The following is a 22,786-nucleotide window of genomic DNA, read 5'->3' as shown; positions in this document are numbered from 1 at the left end:
GACGAACGAGAGGATCGTCACGCCACGTAACCCACGACATGGCATCAACGCTCAACTGATTCGGCGATCCGGCTCAGCCATACGGCATCACGGTTGCGGGACAGCGCCGGACTCTCACCGGCTTCTCCGTCACAGTTGTCGGTCCCGGGGCACACGGCCTCGGACGGCCCTTAGTTTACAGCGTGAGCTTCTGGGGTGCGACCTCGGCCACTTGACGAGCTTCGAGGGCCCTGATCGGGGGAAAGATCCCGTCAGATGATAATGACGGCAGCGACGAGCACAACCGTGATGCAGATCGTCATCCAGTTCGGGTGAACCTGAATTTCTCCGTCACGAGACATCCCGTCCCTGGGCTTCTTCTGGACCGGCCCCTGCTTGGTCTGCGTCGCAGCCGTCGCCCTGGCCACGGGACGACGCTCGATCCTCTCCATCTCGATGAGACGAGCCGTCGAGTGGGAATCCAGCGACCACCTCATCGGAAGCTCGGAACCGACGATGACCTGCGGGACGTGGTCGGCATTGCCCTTCATCGCGGTGGCCGTGCCGCGTGCCGGGGCAGCCCACGCCGAGATCGTGCGTGGCTTGCGTATCCCCTCGGCGTCAGGACGACGCTCGGCCGTCAGCGCCAGCCCCCAACGCCCGGTGACCTCGGTGATTCGACGCCAGGGAACGTCCCAAATTCGGAATTGATTGACGACGGTCACTCCATCGTCATTGATCCGAATTTCGGCAACTCCCCAAATGATCCACGTCAGCCACACGAAAAGCAGCAGGGCGGGCAGGTTCGTCAATCCAGCCAGACCGGATCGAATGAGGTCGAGAATCGTCAGCACGATGATCACCGCGAGGACGGTCCCGACGCCGATTCGTCCTCGATGCGAGGAGATGATGATCGGCGGTCTCATGGCGCTCCAGACGGGGTCAGACAAGTGGTGGTGTGCGGCGACGTGGGTATTCCCGTCGTGAGTTGATAGGCTACCCCCGCTGTGTCCATGCTCCCAGACGTTTGCCTGCAGCGCGTCATGGGGGTTGGATCTGCGTAGTCAGTAGTCCACGAGATGGGAGAGGGCCCGGATGCTTTCCGCCTTCGCCAATGCCTTTAGAACGCCGGATCTTCGCCGCAAGATCCTGTTCACGCTCTTCATCCTGGCGGTTTTCAGGCTCGGGTCCGTCATCCCCGTCCCGAACGTCAACGTGTCTAACATCAACACGTGCGTCAGCCAGGCGAGTTCCGGGTCCTCTGCCGGTCTGTACTCGATGATCAGCCTGTTCTCGGGTGGCGCCCTGCTGAAGTTGGCGATCTTCGCGCTCGGCATCATGCCCTACATCACGGCGTCGATCATCCTGCAGCTGCTGACCGTCGTCATCCCGAAGCTGGAGACCCTCAAGAAGGAGGGCGCGTCCGGCCAGAACAAGATCACTCAGTACACCCGTTACCTCACCCTGGTGCTCGGCCTGCTGCAGGCGACGGCCTTCGTCACCCTGGCAACCTCGGGACGTCTGTTCACCGGCTGCGCCCTGCCGGTCGTGTACTCCACCTCGATCTTCGAGATCATCGTCATGATCCTGACGATGACGGCAGGCACGACAATCGTCATGTGGATGGGTGAGCTCGTCACCGAGCACGGTATCGGCAACGGCATGTCGATCATGATCTTCACCCAGATCGCTGCCCGCTTCCCCGATTCCCTGTGGTCCATCAAGGTTGCTCGTAACGGTGCTGGTCAGGCCCACGCCTGGTTCGTGTTTAGCTTGGTGATCGTCATCGGTCTGCTCGTCATGGCAGCCGTCGTCTTCATCGAGCAGGGTCAGCGGCGAATCCCGGTGCAGTATGCGAAGAGGATGGTCGGGCGTCGGATGTTCGGCGGCTCCACGACCTACATTCCGCTGAAGGTGAACCAGTCCGGCGTCATCCCGGTCATCTTCGCCTCGTCGATCCTGTACCTGCCGGTGCTCTACGCCACCTTCCGACCGCAGACCGGCGCGGCGAAATGGATTGGTCACTACTTCCAGCGTGGTGATCACCCGATTTACAACATCGTCTATTTCCTGCTGATCATCTTCTTCTGCTACTTCTACGTGGCCATCACTTTCGATCCCGTCGAGATGAGTGACAACATGAAGAAGTATGGTGGATTCATTCCCGGCATCCGGGCCGGGAAGCCCACCGAGGACTACTTGGCCTATGTGTTGTCGAGGCTGACGGCACCTGGGTCCTTGTACCTGGGCCTCATTTCGATGATCCCGACGCTCGCGTTCGTGTACCTCAAGGCGAACCAGAATTTCCCGTTCGGAGGTACGAGCATCCTCATCATCGTGGGTGTGGCGCTGGACACCGTCAAACAGGTTGAAAGCAAGTTGCAGCAACGACACTACGAAGGATTCCTGTCATCATGAGACTGCTGATCATGGGCGCCCCGGGCGCAGGCAAGGGAACTCAGGCCACCGCCATCGCTGAGCACTACTGCGTGCCCGCGGTCTCCACCGGCGACATGTTCCGTGCCAACATCAAGAACGGCACTGAGCTGGGCAAGAAGGTCAAGGCCATTATGGATGCCGGCGACCTCGTCCCCGACGAGCTGACCGATGCCATCGTCGTCGATCGCCTCCACCAGGACGACGCCGCCAACGGCTTCCTGCTCGACGGCTACCCCCGCAACATGCATCAGGTCGCGGCCCTCGACGCTTATCTCAAGGAGCACGGTCAGGAGCTCGACGCAGTCATCAGCCTCGACGTCGACCCCGAGCTGCTCACCCAGCGTCTGCTGAAGCGTGCTGAGATCGAGGGGCGTACCGACGACAACGAGGAGACCATCCGCAACCGTATGAAGGTCTACTCCTCCCAGACCGAGCCGCTCCTCGAGCATTACCGATCGGCCGGCATTCTCGTTCCGGTTGACGGCGTCGGTGAGATCGACGAGGTGCGCCAGCGCATCTTCGCTGCTCTCGATTCGAAGAACTGACGTGCTGGGCCGCAATCGATTCCAGATCAAGACACCCGACCAGATCTGCAAGATGCGTCGGGCGGGACTGGTCGTCGCCGAGGGCTTGGAGGCTATGAGAGCGGTTGCCGTGCCGGGGGCCACCACCGCTGACATCGACCGGGCCGGCCGCGAGGTGCTCGAGCGTCACAACGCGGGTTCTAACTTCCTCAATTACGGGGGAGATTGGGGCCTGCCGCCCTATCCGGGCGTGGCATGTGTGAGCCCAAACGAGACCATCGTCCACGGCATCCCCGGTGATCGCGAGCTTAAGGACGGCGACATCGTCTCCATCGACTACGGAGCCATCGTCGACGGGTGGCACGGTGATGCCGCCCGAACGGTTCTGGTGGGAGACGTCAGCGAGGAGGCCAGGGCCTTGTCCGAGGTGACCCGTGAGTCCATGTGGGCCGGCATTGCCAAGGTCGCGGCCGGTGCTCGCATCGGTGACGTCTCCGCTGCTGTACAGGCCTCCCTGGAGTCCCACGACCGTGATTACGGGATCATCCGTGAGTACACCGGCCACGGGATCGGCACCGAGATGCACATGGATCCGGACGTCCCCAACTGGGGCCGAGCTGGACGTGGCCCGAAGATCGTCGAAGGTATGGTGCTGTGCATCGAGCCGATGGCGACTCTCGGTATGGAGGACACTGCCACCCTGGACGACGAGTGGACGGTTGTCACGGTGGACGGCTCGTGGGCCAGCCACTGGGAGAACACCGTTGCCGTGACCAGCAAGGGTCTGTGGGTGTTGTCCGAACCCGATGGCGGCAAGGCCGAACTCGAGAAGCGCGGAGTGCCATTCGGGCCTCTTGATTGAGATTGAGTTCTTGTGGTGGTCGCCGGGACGTTGGTCCCGGCGACCATTGTTTTGTGGGGGTAGAGGGTCGACACGCCCTATCTGGGATTCTCTGCGGCTCAACCAGGTTCGGAACTCGTCGTTACTACACGGAGCTGCCAAAAACTGTGCTTGGTAACGTGACCATCGTGTATTTGCCCTAATTTTTGGCAGCTCCGTGTAGTTGTCCCCACGTAACAGCCAACCGCCGCACCAAAAAATACCTGTGGACAAGTGAAGGATCTGGCTTGCGTTGACGATAACTGTCAATGTGAGAACTTCTGATGTTGCGAGCCATGGTGTGCCATCCGAGCTCTGCCCCGGCGGTGTGGTGTCCACAGGTGTGCTTTCGTGCTTCGGCCTCGATCGTGAAGCGATCCGGTCAGCGAAGAAGAGGGGTGAACTCAGCTGGCTGAGAATGGGTTGGTGGGCCCTACCGGATGCCGACCACGACGTCGTCACCGCGGTGAGGGCAGGAGGCGTCCTGGGGTGTGTCAGTGCTCTGAAGATGATCGGGGTCTGGTCGCCGCTCGATTCGCAGATCCATTGCCGGGGCCACCGCGAACCACTGTACCCGGCTGTTCGTTCCTGTCCCGCGCCTCGTCGCGCTGCCCCCATCATGGCGGTCGATCCGCCCGACATTGCCGTGCAGTCAGTCGTGCGCTGCCTCGATCATGATGAAGCCGTGGCGGTCCTCGACTCTGTGCTGCGGAAAGGGGTACTCACTCGCGAACGGCTTGAGGAGTGTCTTTCGCCGATACCGGCGGGTCGGCGCATCCTTCCCGACCTCGGCTGGGCCGACTCAGGTGCCGAGTCCCTCGTCCGATGCCGGTTACGCCGCGTCGGTCTCCCAGTGAGAACTCAGGCCAGCATCGGTGGCGTGGGGAGAGTCGACATGCTGGTGGGGAGCCGGCTCGTCATCGAAGTCGATTCGGTGGCACACCACACGGATGCCTTCGCATATTCCAACGATCGTCGTCGTGATCTTGAACTCGTTTCCCGCGGCTATCTCGTCGTCCGGATCACCTGGCACCAAGTCATGTACGACTGGGAGTGCGTCGAGCAGCACATTCTGGAGATCGTCGGTGCCGGTGACCACCTGGGTCGTGTCCGGGCAGCCTGACAACAGGGGTTGACGAGGGTGGTTGTATGTCTGCCATGAGCTTTGCCATAGGCCCTGCCCCACAGACTCGCCGTGACGACGTTGTCGAGATCCTCCACGGGCGCACCATCGAAGACCCGTACCGCTGGCTCGAGGACGCCGATTCCCCCGACACCGTCGACTGGGTGGAACGACAGCGAGCCTTCACCGAGGAAGCCTTCACCAAGCTGAGAACCCGGGAGGCGTTCCGCAACCGACTCACTGAGCTGTACTCCCTTCCTGGCGACACGATCGACAAGCACTGTGGCGGTCGCTATCTCATGTGGCACGACGACGGTGATGCCGCCCAGCCAGTGGTTCAGGCGGCCGAGGACTGGCGCGACCTGTTCGATCGTCCCATCACTCTCCTCGATCCCAACGATTGGTCCGAGGACGGTACGACCTCCCTCAAGGATGCGGCCATCAGCCCCGACGGCTCGACCCTGGCGTGGGCGAGCTCGGTAGCCGGCTCGGACTGGACCTCCTTCACCCTCCGCAACGTGGCCACCGGCGAGGAGCGCGACCCCGGAATCCGTACCAAGTTCAGTACGGTCAGCTGGTTCCCAGATTCAGTGAGCCTGCTCGTCCTGGACTTCCCGGACAAGGAAACTGGCGAGACCGCGGTCACCAAGGCCGCGGGCGACCCACGTCTTGTCATGGTCCGCACCGACACTGGTGAGCGGACCGAGGTGCTTCCGGCTGGCCCGGAGGGGACCTTTTACTGGGGTGGGATCAGTCACGAAACCGACGAGAACGGCGATCGCACCGGGGAGGGCTGGGTGGTCGTCAGCGACATCATCGGCACCTCCCACAACAGCGGGCTGACGGTCTTCCGTCATCACCTCGTCGACGGACACTCCGTGGTCGAGAAAGGGCGTCGCATTGCCGAGGCTGACGCGAGTCATCATCCCGTCGGCATCGTCGGCTCAACGTTCTTTGTCCTCACTGACGACATCACCCCGACCTACCGACTCGTCGCCATCGACCTTGCGGCGGACGAACCAACTCCGAGCGAGGTCATTGCGTCCTCGGAGTACCCGTTGTCGACGGTGGTCCTGGCCGGGGAGACCCTCGTCGCCGTGTACATGGTTGACGTCTCGCCGCGCATTAGCCGATGGTCTACTTCAGGGAAGCATCTCGGTGACGTCGACATCGAGGCTGGTGACGTCCATCTCACCGCTCCCGACGAGCACCAACCCGACGTATTCATTCACGCCACGGGCCCGAGCAGCCCGAACGTCGTTTACCACCTCGACGCCGCATCCGGTGAGTTGGAGAAGATTCAGTCCGCCGAGGTTGGCCAGTTCCATGCCGGTGTGGAGCGTCGTCATGCCACGAGTGTCGACGGCACCCAGGTGCCCTACTGGTACATGCGCGACGAGTCCAACGACGCGACCGGGCCGCTGCCGACCATCGTCTACGGATATGGCGGATTCGACATCACCATCACCAACACCCATTCCCCTCTGTGGCAGGCGTGGATGGAGGCCGGCGGTGCGGTCGCCCTCGTCAACGCTCGTGGCGGTGGCGAGTTCGGATCCGAGTGGTACCGCGACGGTGTTCTCGACAACAAGCAGCACGTTTTCGACGACCACATCGCCGTTCTCCTTGACCTCGTCGAGGCCGGACTGGCGACCCCAGCCACCCTGGCAATCAGTGGTGGTTCCAATGGTGGTCTGATGGTCGGTGCCGTGCTCACCCAGCGTCCGGAGCTACTAGCTGCGGCAGTTCCCGAGGTCGGAGTGCTCGACTTGCTGAGGTTCCACAAGTTCTCCTCGGGGGCTGCATGGATGTCGGACTACGGCAACCCGGAGGACACCCACGACTTCGAGGTCGAGCTGGCCTACTCGCCGCTGCACAACGTGGGGGAGGGACGCCACTACCCGGCGACCCTCGTCATGACCGGTGACCACGACGATCGCGTCGTGCCGGCCCACAGCCACAAGTTCACCGCCACCCTGCAGCGAGCCCAGGGAGGGGACGCCCCGATCCTCACCCGCATCGACCAGTCGGTGGGGCATGGTGCCGGGCGTCCCCGTGCTTCCCGCATCGATGCGTCCGCTGACAAACTCGCCTTCATCGCTGAGTTCACGGGCCTGACACCGCGGTTCTGATCTCGTCTCGGTTCTCTACCGGCACGGCCTGGTGGTGACGCCGCCGCCAATTTGGGGCGACGGCATCAAGCAGGTATCGTTAGCTGTTGGCTCCTTCTGTGCGGAGCCAACAGCCGTACCCGCAGGGGGTACGGCCAGCGGACAGATGGGACGTAATGGCCAAGAAAGAGGGAGCACTCGAACTGGAGGGAACTGTCGTTGAGGCTTTGCCCAACGCCATGTTCCGTGTCGAACTCAAGAACGGGCACCGCGTTCTTGCCACGATCAGCGGCAAGATGCGTCAGCACTACATCCGAATCCTGCCGTCGGACCGTGTCGTCGTTGAGCTGTCGCCCTATGACCTCACTCGCGGTCGGATCGTCTACCGCCACAAGTGAGCTGCGGCTCATTGCCAAGCGCTTAACGGCGCACCACCCAGGTTCCCGCCAGGGGATCGTTACGCGAAAGAGAATCTCATGAAGGTTCAGCCGAGCGTCAAGAAGATCTGCGACAAGTGCAAGGTCATCCGTCGCCACGGCCGCGTGATGGTCATCTGCGACAACCCGCGCCACAAGCAGCGTCAGGGCTGAGCCCACGCCGCGACGGGATCGCAGATCGTCCACGCGACGGTCAGCAGGAATGCAGGGGTTCGACCCCTGAGGTCCACCGTCAGGCCCACCCGCCAGGTGGGAGCGGTGAACAATTGAACTGCACAACAGAAAACGCACCGGTTGCACACGCTGGTGCAGACCTCCCGGGCATTGCCCGGGACACCGTGGAAGCACGTCCCGGAGCCCCGCTCGAAACCATCGAGCACGGATCTGGGCCACCACCCCCGGACGAAGGCCGGGGCCTCGTCGGACGGTCAGACACCGCCCATCGTTCCCAGGAATGACGAGGACGCTCCACGCCGGACACCTTCGCGGCTCGACTTCGTTCGGGTCGAACGAACAAGAAAGGGATGCCACATGGCACGCCTCATCGGAGTTGACCTGCCGCGCGACAAGCGCCTCGAGGTCGCCCTGACCTACATCTACGGAATCGGCCGCACTCGCGCCACCGAGACTCTGAAGGCCACCGAAATCAGCGGTGACCTGCGCGTCCACGAGCTGACCGACGATCAGCTCGTGGCTCTGCGTGACCACATCGAGGCCAACTACCACGTCGAAGGTGACCTTCGTCGTGAGGTGGCCGCTGACATCCGCCGCAAGATCGAGATCGGCACCTACCAGGGCCGTCGTCACCGCAGCGGACTGCCGGTCCGTGGTCAGCGCACCCGCACCAACGCCCGTACCCGCAAGGGCAAGAAGAAGGCCGTCGCCGGCAAGAAGAAGGCCAAGTGAGTCACTGCCCATCGGGCACTCACCAACCTTCATCGATGCGCAGATCACACTGATTTCAGGAGAGACATCACATGGCTACTGCAGGCCGCAAGGCTGCACCCAAGACCAAGGTGCGCCGCAAGGAGAAGAAGAACGTCGTCGCCGGACAGGCGCACATCAAGAGCACGTTCAACAACACCATCATCGCCATCACCGATCCTTCCGGTGCGGTGATCTCGTGGGCCTCTGCCGGCACCGTCGGCTTCAAGGGCTCTCGTAAGTCCACCCCGTTCGCCGCTCAGATGGCCGCCGAGGCCGCTGGACGTCGCGCCATGGAGCATGGCATGAAGCGGGTTGACGTCTTCGTCAAGGGTCCCGGTTCCGGCCGTGAGACCGCCATCCGTTCCCTCGGGGCCGTCGGCCTGGAGATCGGTCCGATCTCCGACGTCACCCCCGTTCCGCACAACGGATGCCGCCCGCCGAAGCGCCGCCGCGTCTGACCCACTCCGAGAGCAAAGGACTGATACACAATGGCCCGTTACACCGGCCCCCTCACCAAGAAGTCCCGTCGCCTCGGGACTGACCTTGTCGGCAACGACAAGTCCTTCGAGCGTCGTCCGTACCCTCCGGGTGTCCACGGTCGCGGTCGTACCAAGGATTCCGAGTACTCGCTGCAGCTGCGCGAGAAGCAGAAGGCTCGTTACGCCTATGGCGTGCTGGAGAAGCAGTTCCGTCGTTACTACGAGGAGGCGGATCGCGCCCAGGGCAAGACTGGTGACGTCCTGCTGCAGATCCTCGAGTCGCGTCTCGACAACGTCGTGTACCGCGCCGGACTTGCTGCCACCCGTCGTCAGGCTCGCCAGATGGTCAGCCACGGCCACTTCCTGGTCAACGGCAAGAAGGTCAACATTCCTTCCTACCGCGTGAGCACCCACGACATCATCGACGTTCGCGAGAAGTCCAAGGACCTTTACCCGATCGTCGTCGCCCGCGAGACCTTCGAGACCCGCGACGTTCCGGCCTGGCTGGAGGTGCGTCCGAACAAGGGACGCATCCTGATCCACCAGCTGCCCACCCGTGAGCAGATCGTCGTCGACGTCAACGAGCAGGCCATCGTCGAGCTCTACTCCAAGTGATCCGAGAGGTCACCCCCTTGGATCCCCGAGGGGGCCAAGTTACTGCGTATCTTCACCGGCTCGGTGATTGCGCATTGCTCTGAGGCCACCTGGAAGCTGATGAGGGGTGACCCCTTGCAGCCCAGCTTTCCCCGGGCCGACTTCGGTCGGCCCGGGGATGCAACAACTGAATAACCTCGCGGCGGGGAGTTCCCGTCATCCTGTTCCCCTCTGCGCCTTCATATAGCGGTCGGCGCGAAAGGTAGAAAACATGCTCATCGCACAGCGTCCCACCCTCACCGAGGAGTCCGTCTCCGAGTTCCGCTCAAAGTTCATCATCGAGCCCCTGGAGCCCGGCTTCGGCTACACCATCGGCAACTCGCTGCGTCGCACCCTGCTGTCGTCCATCCCGGGCGCCTCTGTGACGAGCATCAAGATCGAGGGAGTCCAGCACGAGTTTTCCACCATCGAGGGCTGTGTCGAGGACGTCACCGAGATCATCCTGAACCTCAAGGGCCTGGTCCTCTCCTCTGAGGAGGACGAGCCCGTCGCCATGTACCTGCGCAAGTCCGGCGCCGGCGAGATCACCGCTGCTGACATCAACCCGCCGGCCGGTGTGACCATCCATAACCCGGACCTGCACATCGCCACCCTTAACGACGATGGTCGCTTCGAGATGGAGCTCATCGTCGAGCGTGGACGCGGTTATGTGTCCAGCGCCCTCAACGACGACCCGAACTCCGAGATCGGTCGCATCGCCGTCGACTCCATCTACTCCCCGGTCCTCAAGGTCACCTACAAGGTCGAGGCCACCCGAGTCGAGCAGCGCACCGACTTCGACAAGCTCGTCGTCGACGTCGAGACCAAGCCGAGCATTCAGCCGCGCGACGCCGTCGCTTCTGCCGGCAAGACCCTTGTCGAGCTGTTCGGTCTGACGCGTGAGCTCAATGCCGACGCCGAGGGCATCGAGATCGGTGCCGGCCCGGTTGACGAGGAGTACGCCGAGAGCCTCGGAACCCCGGTTGAGGAGCTCAACCTCACCGTCCGTTCCTACAACTGCCTCAAGCGCGAGGGCATCCACACCGTCGGAGAGCTTGTTTCCCGCTCCGAGCAGGATCTGCTCGCCATCCGCAACTTCGGATCCAAGTCCATCGACGAGGTCAAGGAGAAGCTGACCGAGCTCGGTCTGGCTCTCAAGGACTCCGTCCCGGGCTTTGACCCACTCGCCGCCGCCGAGGCCTACGACGAGGCCAGTGACGACGATGATTTCGCGGAGACCGAGCAGTACTGAGCTGATTGATGCAGGGACCCCTGCATCCCCCGAGCGAGTCGGCTCTGCTTCGCAGTCGCGGGTTTGCCTGCGGTTGAGTAGAGGGTCGAGTAGCTCTTGACAACCAAAGATTTCCTCTCTTCGGAGGGGAGGCCAGGGGGGTGGACCCTGGCCACACCCCCACCCGTCGCTTGACGGGGAAGGGGAGGGGAGGACAACCGTCCTCCCTCAGCCGGATCGCGGCGGGTCCACCTGCCCGCCACACCGACACACAAGGAGAAAAAGAATGCCGAAGCCCACTAAGGGTCCCCGTCTTGGCGGTTCCCCGGCCCACGAGCGGATCATCTTGCGCAACCTGGCCAGCCAGCTCTTCGAGCACGGCCATGTCGTGACTACCGTCACCAAGGCCAAGCGCGTCCGCCCGCTCGCCGAGAAGCTCATCAACCGAGCCAAGACCGACACCGTCGCCAACCGTCGCATCGTCAACCGCACGATCACCGACCGCGGCGTCGTGCACATCCTCTTCACCGAGATCGGCCCCCTCATGGAGGGTCGCGACGGCGGTTACACCCGCATCACCCGCATCGGCAACCGCAAGGGCGACAACGCCCCCATGGCCGTCATCGAGGTCGTCACCGAGAAGGTATCCTCCAAGGCTCCGGCCAGCGCTGCTGACGCCAAGGCGCAGATCAACACCGCCACCGAGGCGGCTGATGCCAAGGAGCCGGAGGTCAAGGAGGTCGCCCCCGAGAAGACCGAGGGTGACGCCGCCATCGAGCACAACACCTTGGCCGAGAACGCCGCTGCTGACGCCCCCGTGGCCGCTGAGCAGGATGCCGTTGAGGCCGAGGAGAAGGCTCAGGCCTGATCCTCCTTCCTTGAAACACCCGAGCGCCGGTCCCTGAGGGGTCGGCGCTCGGGTGTTTCCGCGAACTCGACCCAACCCCGGACGCCGTCATGCGTCATCACCACATAGGCTGGAGAAGTGACGACCCTCCGTATCGCTCAGCTCGCCAACTTCGTCGGCCCCGTCTCGGGTGGCATGAAGGTGGCTATCGACGCTCTTGGCAGGGGATACGTCGCTGCAGGTCACGAGCGCATCCTCGTCATTCCAGGACCGAGGGACCGCATCACGGAGTCGGAGTCCGGCATCACGGTCGAGATCGCGGCACCACGAGTTTCGGCCGGTTACCGTATGATCGCCACGCCTTGGCGTGCTCTCGACATCCTTGATCGTTTCCGTCCCACGTCCATCGAGTCCTCCGACAAGTGGACCCTCACCCCAGCTGCCGGCTGGGCGACCCGACGCGGCATCGGTTCGGTCCTGTTCAGCCACGAACGCCTCGACGACATGCTGACGATGTGGGTGCGTCGTCAGTTCGGCGTCGCCGCCGCTGTCGGCGCCCTGAACCGCCGTCTGTCCAAGTCCTTCGACGTGGTCGTCGTCACGTCGGACTACTCCGCGGGTGAGTTCGCCGACACGGGAGCTCGCCTCGTCAAGGTTCCTCTCGGTGTCGACCTTGAGACTTTCCATCCGGACAAGCGCGAGCCTGGGCTTCCCACCCCGCGCCCGGACGGGCTCCTCAGGCTGTGCTACGTCGGCCGGATGAGTCACGAGAAGAGCCCGCAGTTGGCTGTCGCTGCCGCCGTCGAATTGCATCGCCGCGGTGTCCCGCTGCGACTGGACATGTACGGTGTCGGTCCCGATGCTGACACCCTGAAGGAGCAGGCCGGCGACGCCCCGGTCTTCTTCAACGGTTTCGTGGAAGGGCGCGACGAGGTTGCCCGTCGATTTGCGGCTGCAGACCTCTCCATGTCAGTTTGCCCGGCAGAGACCTTCGGGTTGGCATCCTTGGAAGCTCTCGCCTGCGGAACCCCGGTCGTCACTGCGAACCGAGGAGGCGCACACGAGATCGTCGATGCCACCAGCGGAGAGGCTGGCAGTCCCGACGCCGACGGTTTGGCGGATGCAACCGTGCGTCTGGCCGACCGGCTAGGACCCGACCTGCGAGAGGCCGCTCGACGGCGAGCCGAGCAGTTCACCTGGGAAGCCAGTGTCGAGAAGATGCTGGCTGTTCATTCCGAGATTGCCGCACGTCCTGGTAGGAAGCCCTACTGGAAGCAGAAACTCAAGGACCGGCACGACGTCCTAAGCGGCGTCGACGACCCACTCGCCCCGCAGACAGGCGACCATCAGATCGACGACCATCAGGAGCGCAGATGAAGAAGATCCCACTCGTGCTGGCCGGTGTGGCAGCCATCGTCGTCCCGGTCGTCGTGGCGGCGCCGAAATCAGAACCAGCCCTGCCTGAGGGGCCCGGCGACGAACCGCTGCGTACCTTTGACGACGTCGTCGCGGCCTGCCGAGCGACGGGCAAGACCGGTTGGGCCCTCGTCGACGAGGCCACCCAGCTCGTCCACCGGATGTACACCCATTACTCCTGCTGGCATCTGTGGCTCAGCCCGGAGGCATCTCTCGCGGCTGGTCACGGCCACTCGGGGCAGTACAACATCGTCCTCGGGCGAGTGCTCGAGGAACTCGGATTCCAGGTGAGGCCGGTCCATGCTGCGCGCGTCCGGTTGGAGCACCACCCCTGGTACCACACCGGCCACAGCTGGCTTCGCGTCACATACGAGGGCAAGGAGCTCGACGTCTGCGCATCACGTCCGGGCAACACTGCCGGAGACGTCGCCTTCGTCCCGATCACCGACGTCCTGGACCGCACCAAGCTCAACAGCATCGACACCACCATCGCCCTGGCGCCGATCACCGTCGTCAGTGTCTGGAAGTCCTGGTTGACGGGGTCGGGAATCCAGAGGTGGATATACCGGCCATTCGGGGTCTCCGCCTGACATGGCCGGCCCGGGATCGGGCGAGATCCCAGGCCCCCAAGTGCTCAGGTGTCCATGAGGTCGCCGGTGGACGTCCTGGTGAGGGAGCGGTTCATGGTCTCCGGGGCCATGAACTGGCCAGTCACCGCGCCAATGACACACAGTCCTGCCGCAATGACCATGCACCACTTGATGCCGATCGTCCCCATGCCGATGGGCAGCAGGTAGGTGCCGAGGAAGGCGCCGATACGGCTCATCGCCGACCCGAGTCCGACGCCGCTGGAGCGAATGTCGGTGTCGAAGATCTCTGACGGGTACACCGCGGTGAGGATGTCACTATAGGAGTTGACCAGGGCAAAGACCGCCAGACCGAGCACCAGTACCCACGACGGCGCGTTCGTCCACAGGCCGACGACCAGCAGGACCACCATCTGCACCCAGAACGGGCCAATGAGCATGCGGCGGCGACCGATCCGGTCGATGGCCAGCAGGCCGATGAGGGCACCGATCGCGCCGACGGTGTTCGAGAGGATCGTGCCGGTCGCCTGGGACTTCACATTGAGGGACTCCAGCACCTTCGGGGCGTAGGTGAAGATGGCGAAGTACGGGGTGACGATGCACGTCCAGAAGATGCAGACGAAGACGGTGCGTCGCAGCTGACCCTTGCGGAAGAGCTTGCGGTACCCGTCCTCGCCGACCGACTCTGCGGCGAACTCCTCGGCCTCGAAGAACTCCGGACCCATGTGTTTCTCGACGATCTCACGCGCCTCGGCCTCTCGGCCGTGACGAAGCAGCCAGCGTGGGGATTCGGGCAGACCGATCCGCAGGCCCAACACGACGAGGGCAGGAATCACCGAGGTCGCCAGGATCCACTTCCACGAGATCCCGAGCCACAACAGCGCGTAGCCCAGCAGAACAGCGATGAGGAAACCGATACGCCAACACAACTCGAGGAAGGCCAGCTTCGATCCACGCTCCCGGGCCGGGGCGAATTCCGACAGCATCGGGGCACCGATCGAGTACTCGGCGCCGATGGCCATGCCCAGCAGGAATCGGAGGATGGCCAGGGACACCCCGCCGGTGACGAAGGCCTGGGCGACACCAATGGCGATGAAGGAAATGATGTCGACCATGAACATCTTCTGGCGGCCGAACTTGTCGGTGAGGTAGCCGAAGAGTGGAGCGCCGATGAAAATACCGAGCAAGCTTGCGGCGCCGACCAGACCTTCCATCGCGGGGGAGAGACCCAGGTCATGATTGATGTGCAGGATGACGACGCTGATGATACCGAGGTCGAATCCGTCGAGTCCGCCTCCGAACGCCGTGGCAGCGGTGACATGGCGCAGGAAGCGTCTGGACTCCGGGGAGATGCGTGTCGACGCTATTGGGCATCGAACTGGTGGGCAGCGTGTTGGCGGCCATCGTGGCAGCCCCTTCCGGTGGTGGACAATGCACCACGAGACGATACCGAGCGGATCCGTAAGCCAATCGACTCACCGTTTCATGGCTGGTGGGCCGTTAGTTACGGTTTCGGCCCTGTTGAAATTTAGCCGTGGAGGGGGTCGCCTCGCTGAGACTCGTGAGTCCCGTGCATATGCCGAAAGGATGGGGTGGGGCTGTCATCGCGTGTGGCAGCTGGTGAATAGGTTTTCGGGATTACCACCAGTTGGTGGGTCAAAGTGGTGGGTCAAGCCGATTGGGGCAAGGCTTCTCGGGAAGTATGGCCCAGACACACCACGAGGGGCTCGTCAAGAAGACGAGCCCCTCGTGAGTTCAGACGGTCTCTCAGATGAGGCCAGGGGTCTGGGAACGGGCACGATCGAAGCGAGCTTGGGCGTCGGCCCAGTTCACGACGTTCCACCAAGCGCTGATGTAGTCGGCCTTAACGTTCTGGTACTGCAGGTAGTAGGCGTGCTCCCACATGTCGAGCTGCACGATCGGGATCTGTCCGGACGGCAGGTTGCCCTGCTGGTCGAACAGCTGCATGGTGTTGAGGCGCTGGCCCAGGACATCCCAGACGAGCATGCCCCAGCCGGAGCCCTGAACGCCCTTGGCGGCCTCCTCGAACTGCTTCTTGAAGCCGTCGAAGGATCCGAAGAACTCGTCAATGGCAGCGGCGAGCTCGTTGTCCTCGGGACGGCCGCCGCCGTCGGGGGACATGTTCTTCCAGAAGACGGAGTGGTTGATGTGTCCACCGAGGTTGAAGGCCAAGTCCTTCTCGAGCTTGTTGATGGCTCCGAAGTCGCCCTTCTCGCGGGCCTCGGCCAGCTTCTCCAGGGCGGTGTTGGCACCCTGCACGTAGGTGTTGTGGTGCTTGTCGTGGTGGAGCTCCATGATCTTGCCCGAGATGTGGGGCTCCAGTGCGCCGTAGTCGTAGTCGAGATCGGGAAGGGTGTAAACAGCCATTCTTCCTCCTGTGGAACGAGATGCGCCATGGCTTCCGTCATGACGTGGCCCTTGGCGGGGCCGCTTGTTTGGTACAACACCGGAACTGTCTCCATCATTCCCACAACTGCGAGATTTTTCACGTAATGTGCCGAAATTGGTCCTGGCTAGAGCTCTTCAGTCTTCAGCGACAGCGACGAGGCCCCGTCCTGACGCTGTAACCACGACCTTCACGTACTACCTCTGACGTGAGGCCTGACCGCTGACGCGGCCGGTCACACCAGACAGGAGCAGCCAGGTGCGCGCCGACACCCTTCCCCTATTGCTGTTGCTGGCCTTCGTCGTTGCGATGCGATGATTGCGAGGTCCATCGCCAATATCAGCGGTGGCTGCTCCACCCTCCCCGTCGCCCTGGTCGGCGCTGAGCTTTTCCTAACCTGGTGCATCCCCATGAATGTGACCAGTACCGGGACCTTCGGAACAGGTGGTCATACGGGGCCGGAACAGACGGTCTGGCCGTGGCTGCAGCGCTGATCGGTTCTTTAGGTGTGGTCTGACAATGTGATTTGATGAATGATGTGACTGACCCCACAGGATCCTGGCCCATCCCTCAGACCGACGTGTCCACGCCTCTGGCGGCTTCGCCGACGAGTGACCCAGCCGTGAGAATCGACGGCCTCACCAAGAGGTTCGGCACCAAGATTGCCGTCGACAACCTAACGATGTGGGTTCCGCGTGGCTCCATGTTCGGCTTTGTCGGCCCCAACGGGGCCGGCAAGACGACGACGCTCTCTATGGCCACTGGGTTGCTGCGTCCTGACAGCGGCCGAATCGAGGTGCTTGGCCATGATCTCTGGGCAGATCCGGCCGCGGCCAAGGCCCAGATGGGCGTCCTCCCCGACGGGATGAAGACCTTCGACCGACTTTCTGGCCGAGAGCTGCTCCATTTTTGTGGGATGCTGCATCGCCTCGACGAGGGCACCGTCAATGAGCGCACCGACGGTCTTCTCGACGCCCTCGGCCTGACGGAATCTGCCAACACCCTGGTGTGCGACTACTCCGCCGGCATGACGAAGAAGATCGGTCTGGCCTGCGCCCTCATCGCCGACCCGGCCCTGCTCGTCCTCGACGAACCCTTCGAGTCCGTCGACCCGGTTTCCGGTCAGACGATCCGCGCAATCCTGCGTCACTTCGTCGACGGCGGCGGGACGGTCGTGATCTCCAGCCACGTCATGGAGCTTGTCGAGTCCCTCTGCGACTCGGTGGCCGTCATCGCGAAGGGACAACTTCACGCCATCGGGACCATCGACGAGGTCCGTCAGGGCAAGTCCCTGCAGGACAGGTTCGTCGAGCTCGTCGGCGGAAATGCCAACACTGGGGAGGGGCTCACGTGGTTGCGCAAGTCCTGAAATACCAGTGGCGAACCACTCTGGCCCCGTGCCGTAAAGGCGCCAAGGCCGGTGAGACGGTCGGACTGATCTTCCTTATTCTGATGGCCCTGTTCCTCGGTGGGAATTACTTCTCTTACGTGTTCTCGACCGGTCAACTTGGCGTCGATCCTCGCGGGGCCAGCACCGTGGCCGCAGGGGCCTCCCTCATGGTCTTCTGGATCGTGCTGCCGGTACTTTTCGGTGCCCAACCGATCTACACCGACCCCTCGCGGTACGCCATGTTCCCCAGGCGTTCTCGGGAGCTGATGCCTGCGTTCGTGACAGCCGGTCTGTTGGGCTTGGGGGGAATTGTCACCCTGGTCGCGGCAGCCTCACATGTTGTCGCATGGTCCAGTGCGGGCGCGATTTCGGTCGTTGTGGCCGTTCTCGGTGTCCTACTGGGATGGTCCGGTGCCATGATCACATCGAATCTCCTGCTGGCCGCGATGTCGGCGGTGCTGGCCAAGCGTCGATTCCGCGAGACCATGATGGTCCTTCTCGTACTCCTGTGCTGCGGACTGGGCGTCGGGATGCAGTTCGTGACAAGGGCTGATGCGACGACCAACGCGATTCCGGTCAACGTCGGACGGATTGTTGGTTGGACCCCGCTAGGATGGGCCTGGTCGATGCCCTGGGAAGCTGCCAGCAGCACGTGGCTGGCACTCATCGTCAAGCTCGTCCTCAGCATCGCTGGTCTTGCACTCATGGTCTGGGCCTGGCAGGCCATCGTTGACCGTCGCCTCGTCTCGCCAGCTGGAGATGGCGGCGGTGCCGAGAAGATCAAGGCTGAAAGCCGGATAGATCGCATGTTTCCGGTCACCCCGACCGGAGCTATTGCCGGACGCACCCTGCGCTACATGAAGCGCGATCCTCGAATGGTGTCTCTGCTGCTCAACACCTTCCTTATCCCGGTTTTTGCTCTGGTCCCGATGTTCATCAATGGCGGGTACAAGGTGAGCGGCACGACGTCAGCTCTCGTTTTCACCGCCCTCCCCTTCATGGTCATGCTGTGCGCGGTGCCGCTCTACGCGGGTTCGCTCATCAGCTACGACGGGACGGCCTTGTGGCATCACATTGAGGCGTCGGTCGCCGGTGTGGAGGATCGACGCGGTCGCGCGATTGCTTACCTCATCGTCACGATGCCGGTTGGTTTGCTGCTGGCCCTCGTCATGGTGTGGCGTTGTGGTCAGTGGGAACTGTTGCCGGTGGTGGTCGCCGAAGCCTGGAGTGCCCTCCTGCTCTCGACGGGGATCGGCTCGTGGATGGGTGTCGTCAATCCGATGCGGGTGGCTGACAATCGTAAGGGGAGCGGGTTCAACTCCGGTTCCGGATCGTCGACGGGTGCTGGCTGCCTGGGGGCCCTCATCGGCATGGTGGCAGGTGTCATCACCGCCATCCCGATCGGCCTGCTCGTGATGCTGGTGGGGATGACCGACAACTCGTGGTGGAGCATCCTCCTGACCTTCGTCGTCGGGCTGGCGTGGTCCCTCCTGATACTGCATGTTGGGATCATCGTGGGCGGACGAAAACTTGATCGCAGCTGGGACGAGGTGCTGAAGAAGGTCACTCCGGTGTCGTGAGCTGTGGCGCCAATTCTGCCGTTGACGCGCCGAATTGAGCGCGTCGGGAGGCTCGACGCAACACCTGTAGTATCGGACCGCCCAGCAGCGCCAGGCAGATGACGTTGGTGAGCGCGCGTCCCAGGTTCCAGCCCATGGACGTTGCAACGTTGAACAGCACGAAGTGCCACAGATTGGTCAGCGGAGACGCGTGTGGGTCGAAGGAGAGCTGGGTGCTGGTACCCAGGTTGAACGGCCAGAAGGCGAAATCCATCAGCCAGCCGTAGATGAAGGCGGAGATGAATCCCCAGCCGCACAGCCACGCTATTTCGGCTTTCCCTCTGGCACGGGGGAGGAGGCCCGCTCCCAGCCCGACGAAGCCCGAGGCGATCATCTGGTAGGGCAGCCACGGTCCAAAGCCTGCCGTGAGGAGGGCGGACGCGAACATCGTCGTCGTACCGAGGACGAATCCAAACCCTGCGCCGAACACCCTCGCGCCGAGAATCATGAGGATGAAGACGAAGGAGATGCCGGCCATCGACGGGCTGAGGGTTCGTAGCGCGGCCCCACAGGCGGTGAGGACGCCGATCATGGCGATGGCCTTGACGTCGATACCGTCCGAACTGAGCTGGGACACCACTACGGCGAGCACCACCGGCAGGATGGCTGCGAAGAGGAAGGGGGTGCGCGTCTCGTAGTCGGTCGAGCTGCCGGGGTCGAGGAACAGCGGCCAGCAGAAGGCCAGCAGACCCATGAGTGCGGTGACGACGAGAAGCACCCGCGATGTCGTCGACGTGCGGACGGCGACGTTCTGCTTCTGTCGGTTGCTCATCGGCCCGTACCTCCCGGGTTTCCCACGAGCCTCTTGACATCGGCGATCGTCATGACGTCGGCCGGGTGGAAGACCTTGGCGATCTGTGGGCTGAAGGCCGGTGAGGAGGTGCACACCGAGCGCGTGGATCCGTCGGCCACAACGTGGCCGGTTGCCATGACAATGGTGCGGTCGGTCGTTGCTGCTGCGAATTCCACGTCATGGGTGGCTAGCAGGACGGCCGCAGGAGCTCCAGTGGCGCCGGCGGCGATGTCCTTGACGATTCTCGCCAGCTCGTTCTTCATGGCGTAGTCGAGGCCGCGGGTGGGCTCGTCCAGGAGGAGAACGTCAGGGCGACTGGACAACTGGATTGCGAGCACGAGGGCCAGCCGCTGCCCCTCCGACATGTCACGAGGGTTGCGATCTTCCGGTAGTTCCACGCCCAGCTGGGAGAGGATGGCCCGCGTGGTTCCCTCGGGAACGTCGGACTCCTTGTCAGCCTGGGCGCACTCCTCGGCCACCGTCGGCAGGTAGAGCAGGTCGGCGGCGGATTGGGGAACCAGGCTCACCATCTTCCGCGCGGTTTCGGCGTTCGCCTTGCGCGGGTCGGTCCAGGATCCGTCATGGTTGACAAGGACCTTTCCCGAGGACCTCGTCGCCCCCTGGATGGCCCACATCAGCGATGACTTGCCCGACCCATTTCGCCCCATGAGGCAGGTGACGGTTCCGAGCCCCAGGGTCGTCGTCATGGCGTCGACGGCGTGGACCGTGCCGTAATCGACACCGACTTTCTCCAGCCGCAGCACCTCGTCACCGTGGCCCTGCCAGGTCATGGTTTCTGAGGGTTGTGGTGCTTTCGGGAGGTCGGGGCGCGTACCGACACGACGGCGGGCCTCGCGCACTGACAATGGAACGGTCGGCCATCCCATGGCCCGGCCCAGTGCGGCCAAGGGTGGGATGACGTCAGCGTGAGCCAGGACTTCCTCCGGGCGACCCTGCACGATGGACCCGTCACCGGGAAGCCACCAGACGGTGTCGGCGGCGTGCATGACGCGTTCCAGTCGGTGTTCGGCCAGCACCACCGTCAGTCCGACGTCATGGACGAGCGTGGTGATGGAGGCAAGAACGTCCTGGGCTGCGGTGGGATCCAGCGCACTGGTGGGTTCGTCGAGGACGAGGATGCGAGGCTGGGCTGCAAGTACAGCGGCGATGGCCACCCGCTGTTGTTGGCCGCCTGACAGGCTCAGCAGTGCCCGACGTCGCAGGTCGGCGATCCCCATGAGGTCCAGGGTCTCCTCGACTCTCTTGCGCATCACCGACGGGGAGATGCCCAGCTGTTCCATGCCGTAAGCGATCTCGTCCTCAACGGTGTCGGTGACGAATCCGTTGACCGGGTTCTGCCCAACGACTCCGACGACGTCAGCCAGATCGCGGGGACGATGTGTGCGGGTGTCACGTCCGGCCACCGTCACGGTGCCGTCGAGACGTCCACCGGTGAAATGGGGGACGATTCCGTTCAGCGCCCCCAACAAGGTCGACTTGCCGGTGCCGGTACGCCCGACGACCAGCGCCAGGTCACCCTCCTGTACGGTCAGGTTGATGTTCCTGAGGGTCGCAGCCGTGGCACCGGGGTGGGTGATCGACACGTTCGACAGGGTGATGACATCGGTCATGACTCGCTCACCTGATCTTTCCGGGGTTTCCACGAGGCCGCCTGCTCCGGGTCGGCTGACGCGGATCGTTGAGGCGCCGGGGTGAGCACCCCGGGCAGGGCGGCCGCCACGACGACGATGAGCATGGCCGGTTCCAACGATGGCCAGGCCACCGGCGAGGTGGGGACGGTGATGGCCTTCGGATTGGCCTGGGACAGCCAGATCATGGCAATCATCGCGACGGCGCCGCACAGGCATGACGCGGTGGCCTGCCAGGTCCAGGGATCGGGACGGTACCGGCTCACCCCGAGACGACGTCCCGAGGTCCGCAGGCCGATGATCGACCCGATGACGCCGACGACGATGAGCACGATGCCGATGTGTTGGCCCATCCGGTCGGCCAGGAACCACGAGCACAGGCTGCCAGGGGCGCAGGTCGACGGGTCAGCGCTGAACGATCCGGTCGGGTTGGCCAGGATCCCGTAGCAGCCCAGGGTCAGCCCCATCACCGAGAGGACGAGCAGAATTCGTGTCCCGGGGCGGACCTGTCGGTCGTTGCGGGTTCGACCGTACCCACGCGACTCCATTCCACGGGCTAGGGACATCGAGGTCTCCACCGAGTCCTCGAGCACGGGGACGAGCACTGCGACGAGGGCTCTCATTCCCTTTCTGGTGTCACCACGCAGCCTTCGGGCCCGTCTGACTCGTTGCACTGACGCGATGAGTTGGGGAAAGACCGCCAGGGCGATGACGATGGCCACCGAGACGTCGTGCAGGGCGGCCGGGACCGACTTGAGGACTCGCCGTGGGTTGGCCAGGGAGTTTGCGGCGCCGAAGCAGATCAGCATGCCGGCCAGGCGAAGGGCGTCGTAACCGGTGGCAGCCAGGCCTTCAGCGGTGACCGGTCCACCGAGCCGGATCCCGGCTGCCCAGTCAGGCAGGGACACCTTGGGTAGTCGGAAGAGGACGGTCCCTGTCCCGTCTCCTCCTATCAGAACCTGGAAGAACACCCGGATGACGACGACCGTCAGGGCCATACCGGCGTAGACACCGGCAGAACGAGCCCAGGGCTCGTCGGTGCGACGCAAGGTGACGACGAGTGCCACGGCCGCCGTGACGAGTACGACGAGAAGGGGATTGTTGGTGAGGCTGATGGCGATTCCGCAGCCGGCCGCCCAGCCCCACCACGACCATGGGTGGACTGTCCGGGCGCTGCCGTGCGTCGTGGCAGAAGGATTCTCGACGACCGGGTCGGCCGTCCTCGTCACCAGTCTTGACACAGCTCAGCGCCGGTCCCAGTCGTCGTGAGGCATGACTTCCCTTCCTATCATCACCACATCAGTCTACGACGAGC

The 22,786-nt window shown here is 63.5% G+C and carries 22 protein-coding genes; 16 read left to right on the top strand and 6 right to left on the bottom strand.

Features of this window, described 5'->3' with window-relative positions; translation table 11 throughout:
* Nucleotides 1-251: 251 nt before the first annotated feature.
* Nucleotides 252-905, bottom strand: coding sequence for a hypothetical protein (locus ACP8LP_RS09290; RefSeq protein ID WP_063280068.1), 654 nt, complete (start codon nt 903-905; stop codon nt 252-254).
* 169 nt (nt 906-1,074) lie between these two features.
* On the opposite strand from ACP8LP_RS09290, the gene secY reads away from it, so the two are divergent.
* From secY to ACP8LP_RS09220, 14 genes are all read left to right on the top strand, one after another.
* The gene (secY, locus tag ACP8LP_RS09285) at nt 1,075-2,397 is read left to right on the top strand and encodes a preprotein translocase subunit SecY (protein ID WP_021107847.1); all 1,323 of its coding nucleotides are present in this window, start codon (nt 1,075-1,077) and stop codon (nt 2,395-2,397) included.
* Nucleotides 2,394-2,963 (top strand): adenylate kinase, encoded by a 570-nt coding sequence (locus ACP8LP_RS09280; RefSeq protein WP_021107846.1) that lies wholly within the window; start codon nt 2,394-2,396, stop codon nt 2,961-2,963. Before secY ends, ACP8LP_RS09280 begins: the two co-directional genes overlap by 4 nt.
* A gap of 1 nt (nt 2,964) precedes the next feature.
* The gene (map, locus tag ACP8LP_RS09275) at nt 2,965-3,804 is read left to right on the top strand and encodes a type I methionyl aminopeptidase (protein ID WP_021107845.1); all 840 of its coding nucleotides are present in this window, start codon (nt 2,965-2,967) and stop codon (nt 3,802-3,804) included.
* A 436-nt stretch (nt 3,805-4,240) separates the two neighbouring features.
* Nucleotides 4,241-4,945 carry an endonuclease domain-containing protein gene (locus ACP8LP_RS09270; RefSeq protein ID WP_063280069.1) on the top strand — a complete coding sequence of 235 codons (705 nt, stop codon included), beginning with the start codon at nt 4,241-4,243 and terminating at the stop codon, nt 4,943-4,945.
* A 35-nt stretch (nt 4,946-4,980) separates the two neighbouring features.
* Nucleotides 4,981-7,077, top strand: coding sequence for a prolyl oligopeptidase family serine peptidase (locus ACP8LP_RS09265; protein WP_484483118.1), 2,097 nt, complete (start codon nt 4,981-4,983; stop codon nt 7,075-7,077).
* A 155-nt stretch (nt 7,078-7,232) separates the two neighbouring features.
* Entirely contained in the window at nt 7,233-7,454 is a 222-nt protein-coding gene (gene infA, locus ACP8LP_RS09260) for a translation initiation factor IF-1 (RefSeq protein WP_002514837.1), read from the top strand.
* A gap of 78 nt (nt 7,455-7,532) precedes the next feature.
* A complete protein-coding gene (gene rpmJ, locus ACP8LP_RS09255; protein WP_002514836.1) occupies nt 7,533-7,646 on the top strand; it encodes a 50S ribosomal protein L36 in 114 nt (37 codons plus the stop codon).
* Between the two features lie 378 nt (nt 7,647-8,024).
* Nucleotides 8,025-8,399, top strand: coding sequence for a 30S ribosomal protein S13 (gene rpsM / locus ACP8LP_RS09250; RefSeq protein ID WP_004809012.1), 375 nt, complete (start codon nt 8,025-8,027; stop codon nt 8,397-8,399).
* A gap of 71 nt (nt 8,400-8,470) precedes the next feature.
* Nucleotides 8,471-8,878, top strand: coding sequence for a 30S ribosomal protein S11 (gene rpsK, locus ACP8LP_RS09245; protein WP_004809011.1), 408 nt, complete (start codon nt 8,471-8,473; stop codon nt 8,876-8,878).
* 30 nt (nt 8,879-8,908) lie between these two features.
* Complete coding sequence (rpsD, locus tag ACP8LP_RS09240; RefSeq protein ID WP_016666076.1) at nt 8,909-9,514, top strand: 30S ribosomal protein S4; 606 nt, start codon at nt 8,909-8,911, stop codon at nt 9,512-9,514.
* A gap of 250 nt (nt 9,515-9,764) precedes the next feature.
* Nucleotides 9,765-10,784, top strand: coding sequence for a DNA-directed RNA polymerase subunit alpha (locus ACP8LP_RS09235; RefSeq protein WP_016666075.1), 1,020 nt, complete (start codon nt 9,765-9,767; stop codon nt 10,782-10,784).
* Between the two features lie 265 nt (nt 10,785-11,049).
* Entirely contained in the window at nt 11,050-11,631 is a 582-nt protein-coding gene (gene rplQ, locus ACP8LP_RS09230; protein ID WP_016666074.1) for a 50S ribosomal protein L17, read from the top strand.
* 117 nt (nt 11,632-11,748) lie between these two features.
* Entirely contained in the window at nt 11,749-12,987 is a 1,239-nt protein-coding gene (locus tag ACP8LP_RS09225; RefSeq protein WP_016666073.1) for a glycosyltransferase, read from the top strand.
* The gene (locus ACP8LP_RS09220; RefSeq protein ID WP_016666072.1) at nt 12,984-13,616 is read left to right on the top strand and encodes a hypothetical protein; all 633 of its coding nucleotides are present in this window, start codon (nt 12,984-12,986) and stop codon (nt 13,614-13,616) included. Before ACP8LP_RS09225 ends, ACP8LP_RS09220 begins: the two co-directional genes overlap by 4 nt.
* A 44-nt stretch (nt 13,617-13,660) precedes the next feature.
* Here ACP8LP_RS09220 and ACP8LP_RS09215 read toward each other — a convergent pair whose 3' ends face one another.
* Both ACP8LP_RS09215 and ACP8LP_RS09210 read right to left on the bottom strand, forming a co-directional pair.
* Nucleotides 13,661-15,025 (bottom strand): MFS transporter, encoded by a 1,365-nt coding sequence (locus tag ACP8LP_RS09215; protein WP_147612069.1) that lies wholly within the window; start codon nt 15,023-15,025, stop codon nt 13,661-13,663.
* A 355-nt stretch (nt 15,026-15,380) separates the two neighbouring features.
* Nucleotides 15,381-16,001 (bottom strand): superoxide dismutase, encoded by a 621-nt coding sequence (locus ACP8LP_RS09210; RefSeq protein WP_016666070.1) that lies wholly within the window; start codon nt 15,999-16,001, stop codon nt 15,381-15,383.
* Nucleotides 16,002-16,702: 701 nt separating this feature from the next.
* Between ACP8LP_RS09210 and ACP8LP_RS09205 the strand changes: the two genes are divergently transcribed.
* Nucleotides 16,703-17,389 (top strand): ABC transporter ATP-binding protein, encoded by a 687-nt coding sequence (locus ACP8LP_RS09205; protein ID WP_187117044.1) that lies wholly within the window; start codon nt 16,703-16,705, stop codon nt 17,387-17,389.
* Nucleotides 17,371-18,990 (top strand): hypothetical protein, encoded by a 1,620-nt coding sequence (locus ACP8LP_RS09200; RefSeq protein ID WP_021107839.1) that lies wholly within the window; start codon nt 17,371-17,373, stop codon nt 18,988-18,990. Before ACP8LP_RS09205 ends, ACP8LP_RS09200 begins: the two co-directional genes overlap by 19 nt.
* Here ACP8LP_RS09200 and ACP8LP_RS09195 read toward each other — a convergent pair.
* The 3 genes from ACP8LP_RS09195 to ACP8LP_RS09185 are packed head-to-tail and all read right to left on the bottom strand — an operon-like array spanning nt 18,974 to nt 22,712.
* The gene (locus tag ACP8LP_RS09195) at nt 18,974-19,801 is read right to left on the bottom strand and encodes an ECF transporter S component (protein WP_016666067.1); all 828 of its coding nucleotides are present in this window, start codon (nt 19,799-19,801) and stop codon (nt 18,974-18,976) included. The genes ACP8LP_RS09200 and ACP8LP_RS09195 overlap by 17 nt on opposite strands.
* Complete coding sequence (locus tag ACP8LP_RS09190) at nt 19,798-21,453, bottom strand: ABC transporter ATP-binding protein (RefSeq protein ID WP_016666066.1); 1,656 nt, start codon at nt 21,451-21,453, stop codon at nt 19,798-19,800. Before ACP8LP_RS09190 ends, ACP8LP_RS09195 begins: the two co-directional genes overlap by 4 nt.
* Nucleotides 21,450-22,712, bottom strand: a complete 1,263-nt coding sequence (locus tag ACP8LP_RS09185; protein WP_171023527.1) for a CbiQ family ECF transporter T component — start codon at nt 22,710-22,712, stop codon at nt 21,450-21,452. Before ACP8LP_RS09185 ends, ACP8LP_RS09190 begins: the two co-directional genes overlap by 4 nt.
* Nucleotides 22,713-22,786: the final 74 nt, after the last annotated feature.

The sequence above is a fragment of the Cutibacterium sp. LaCa_89 genome (genome assembly GCF_058177555.1).
The sequence above is the reverse complement of the archived record's forward strand: the minus strand, read 5'-3'. Positions and strand labels throughout refer to the sequence as shown.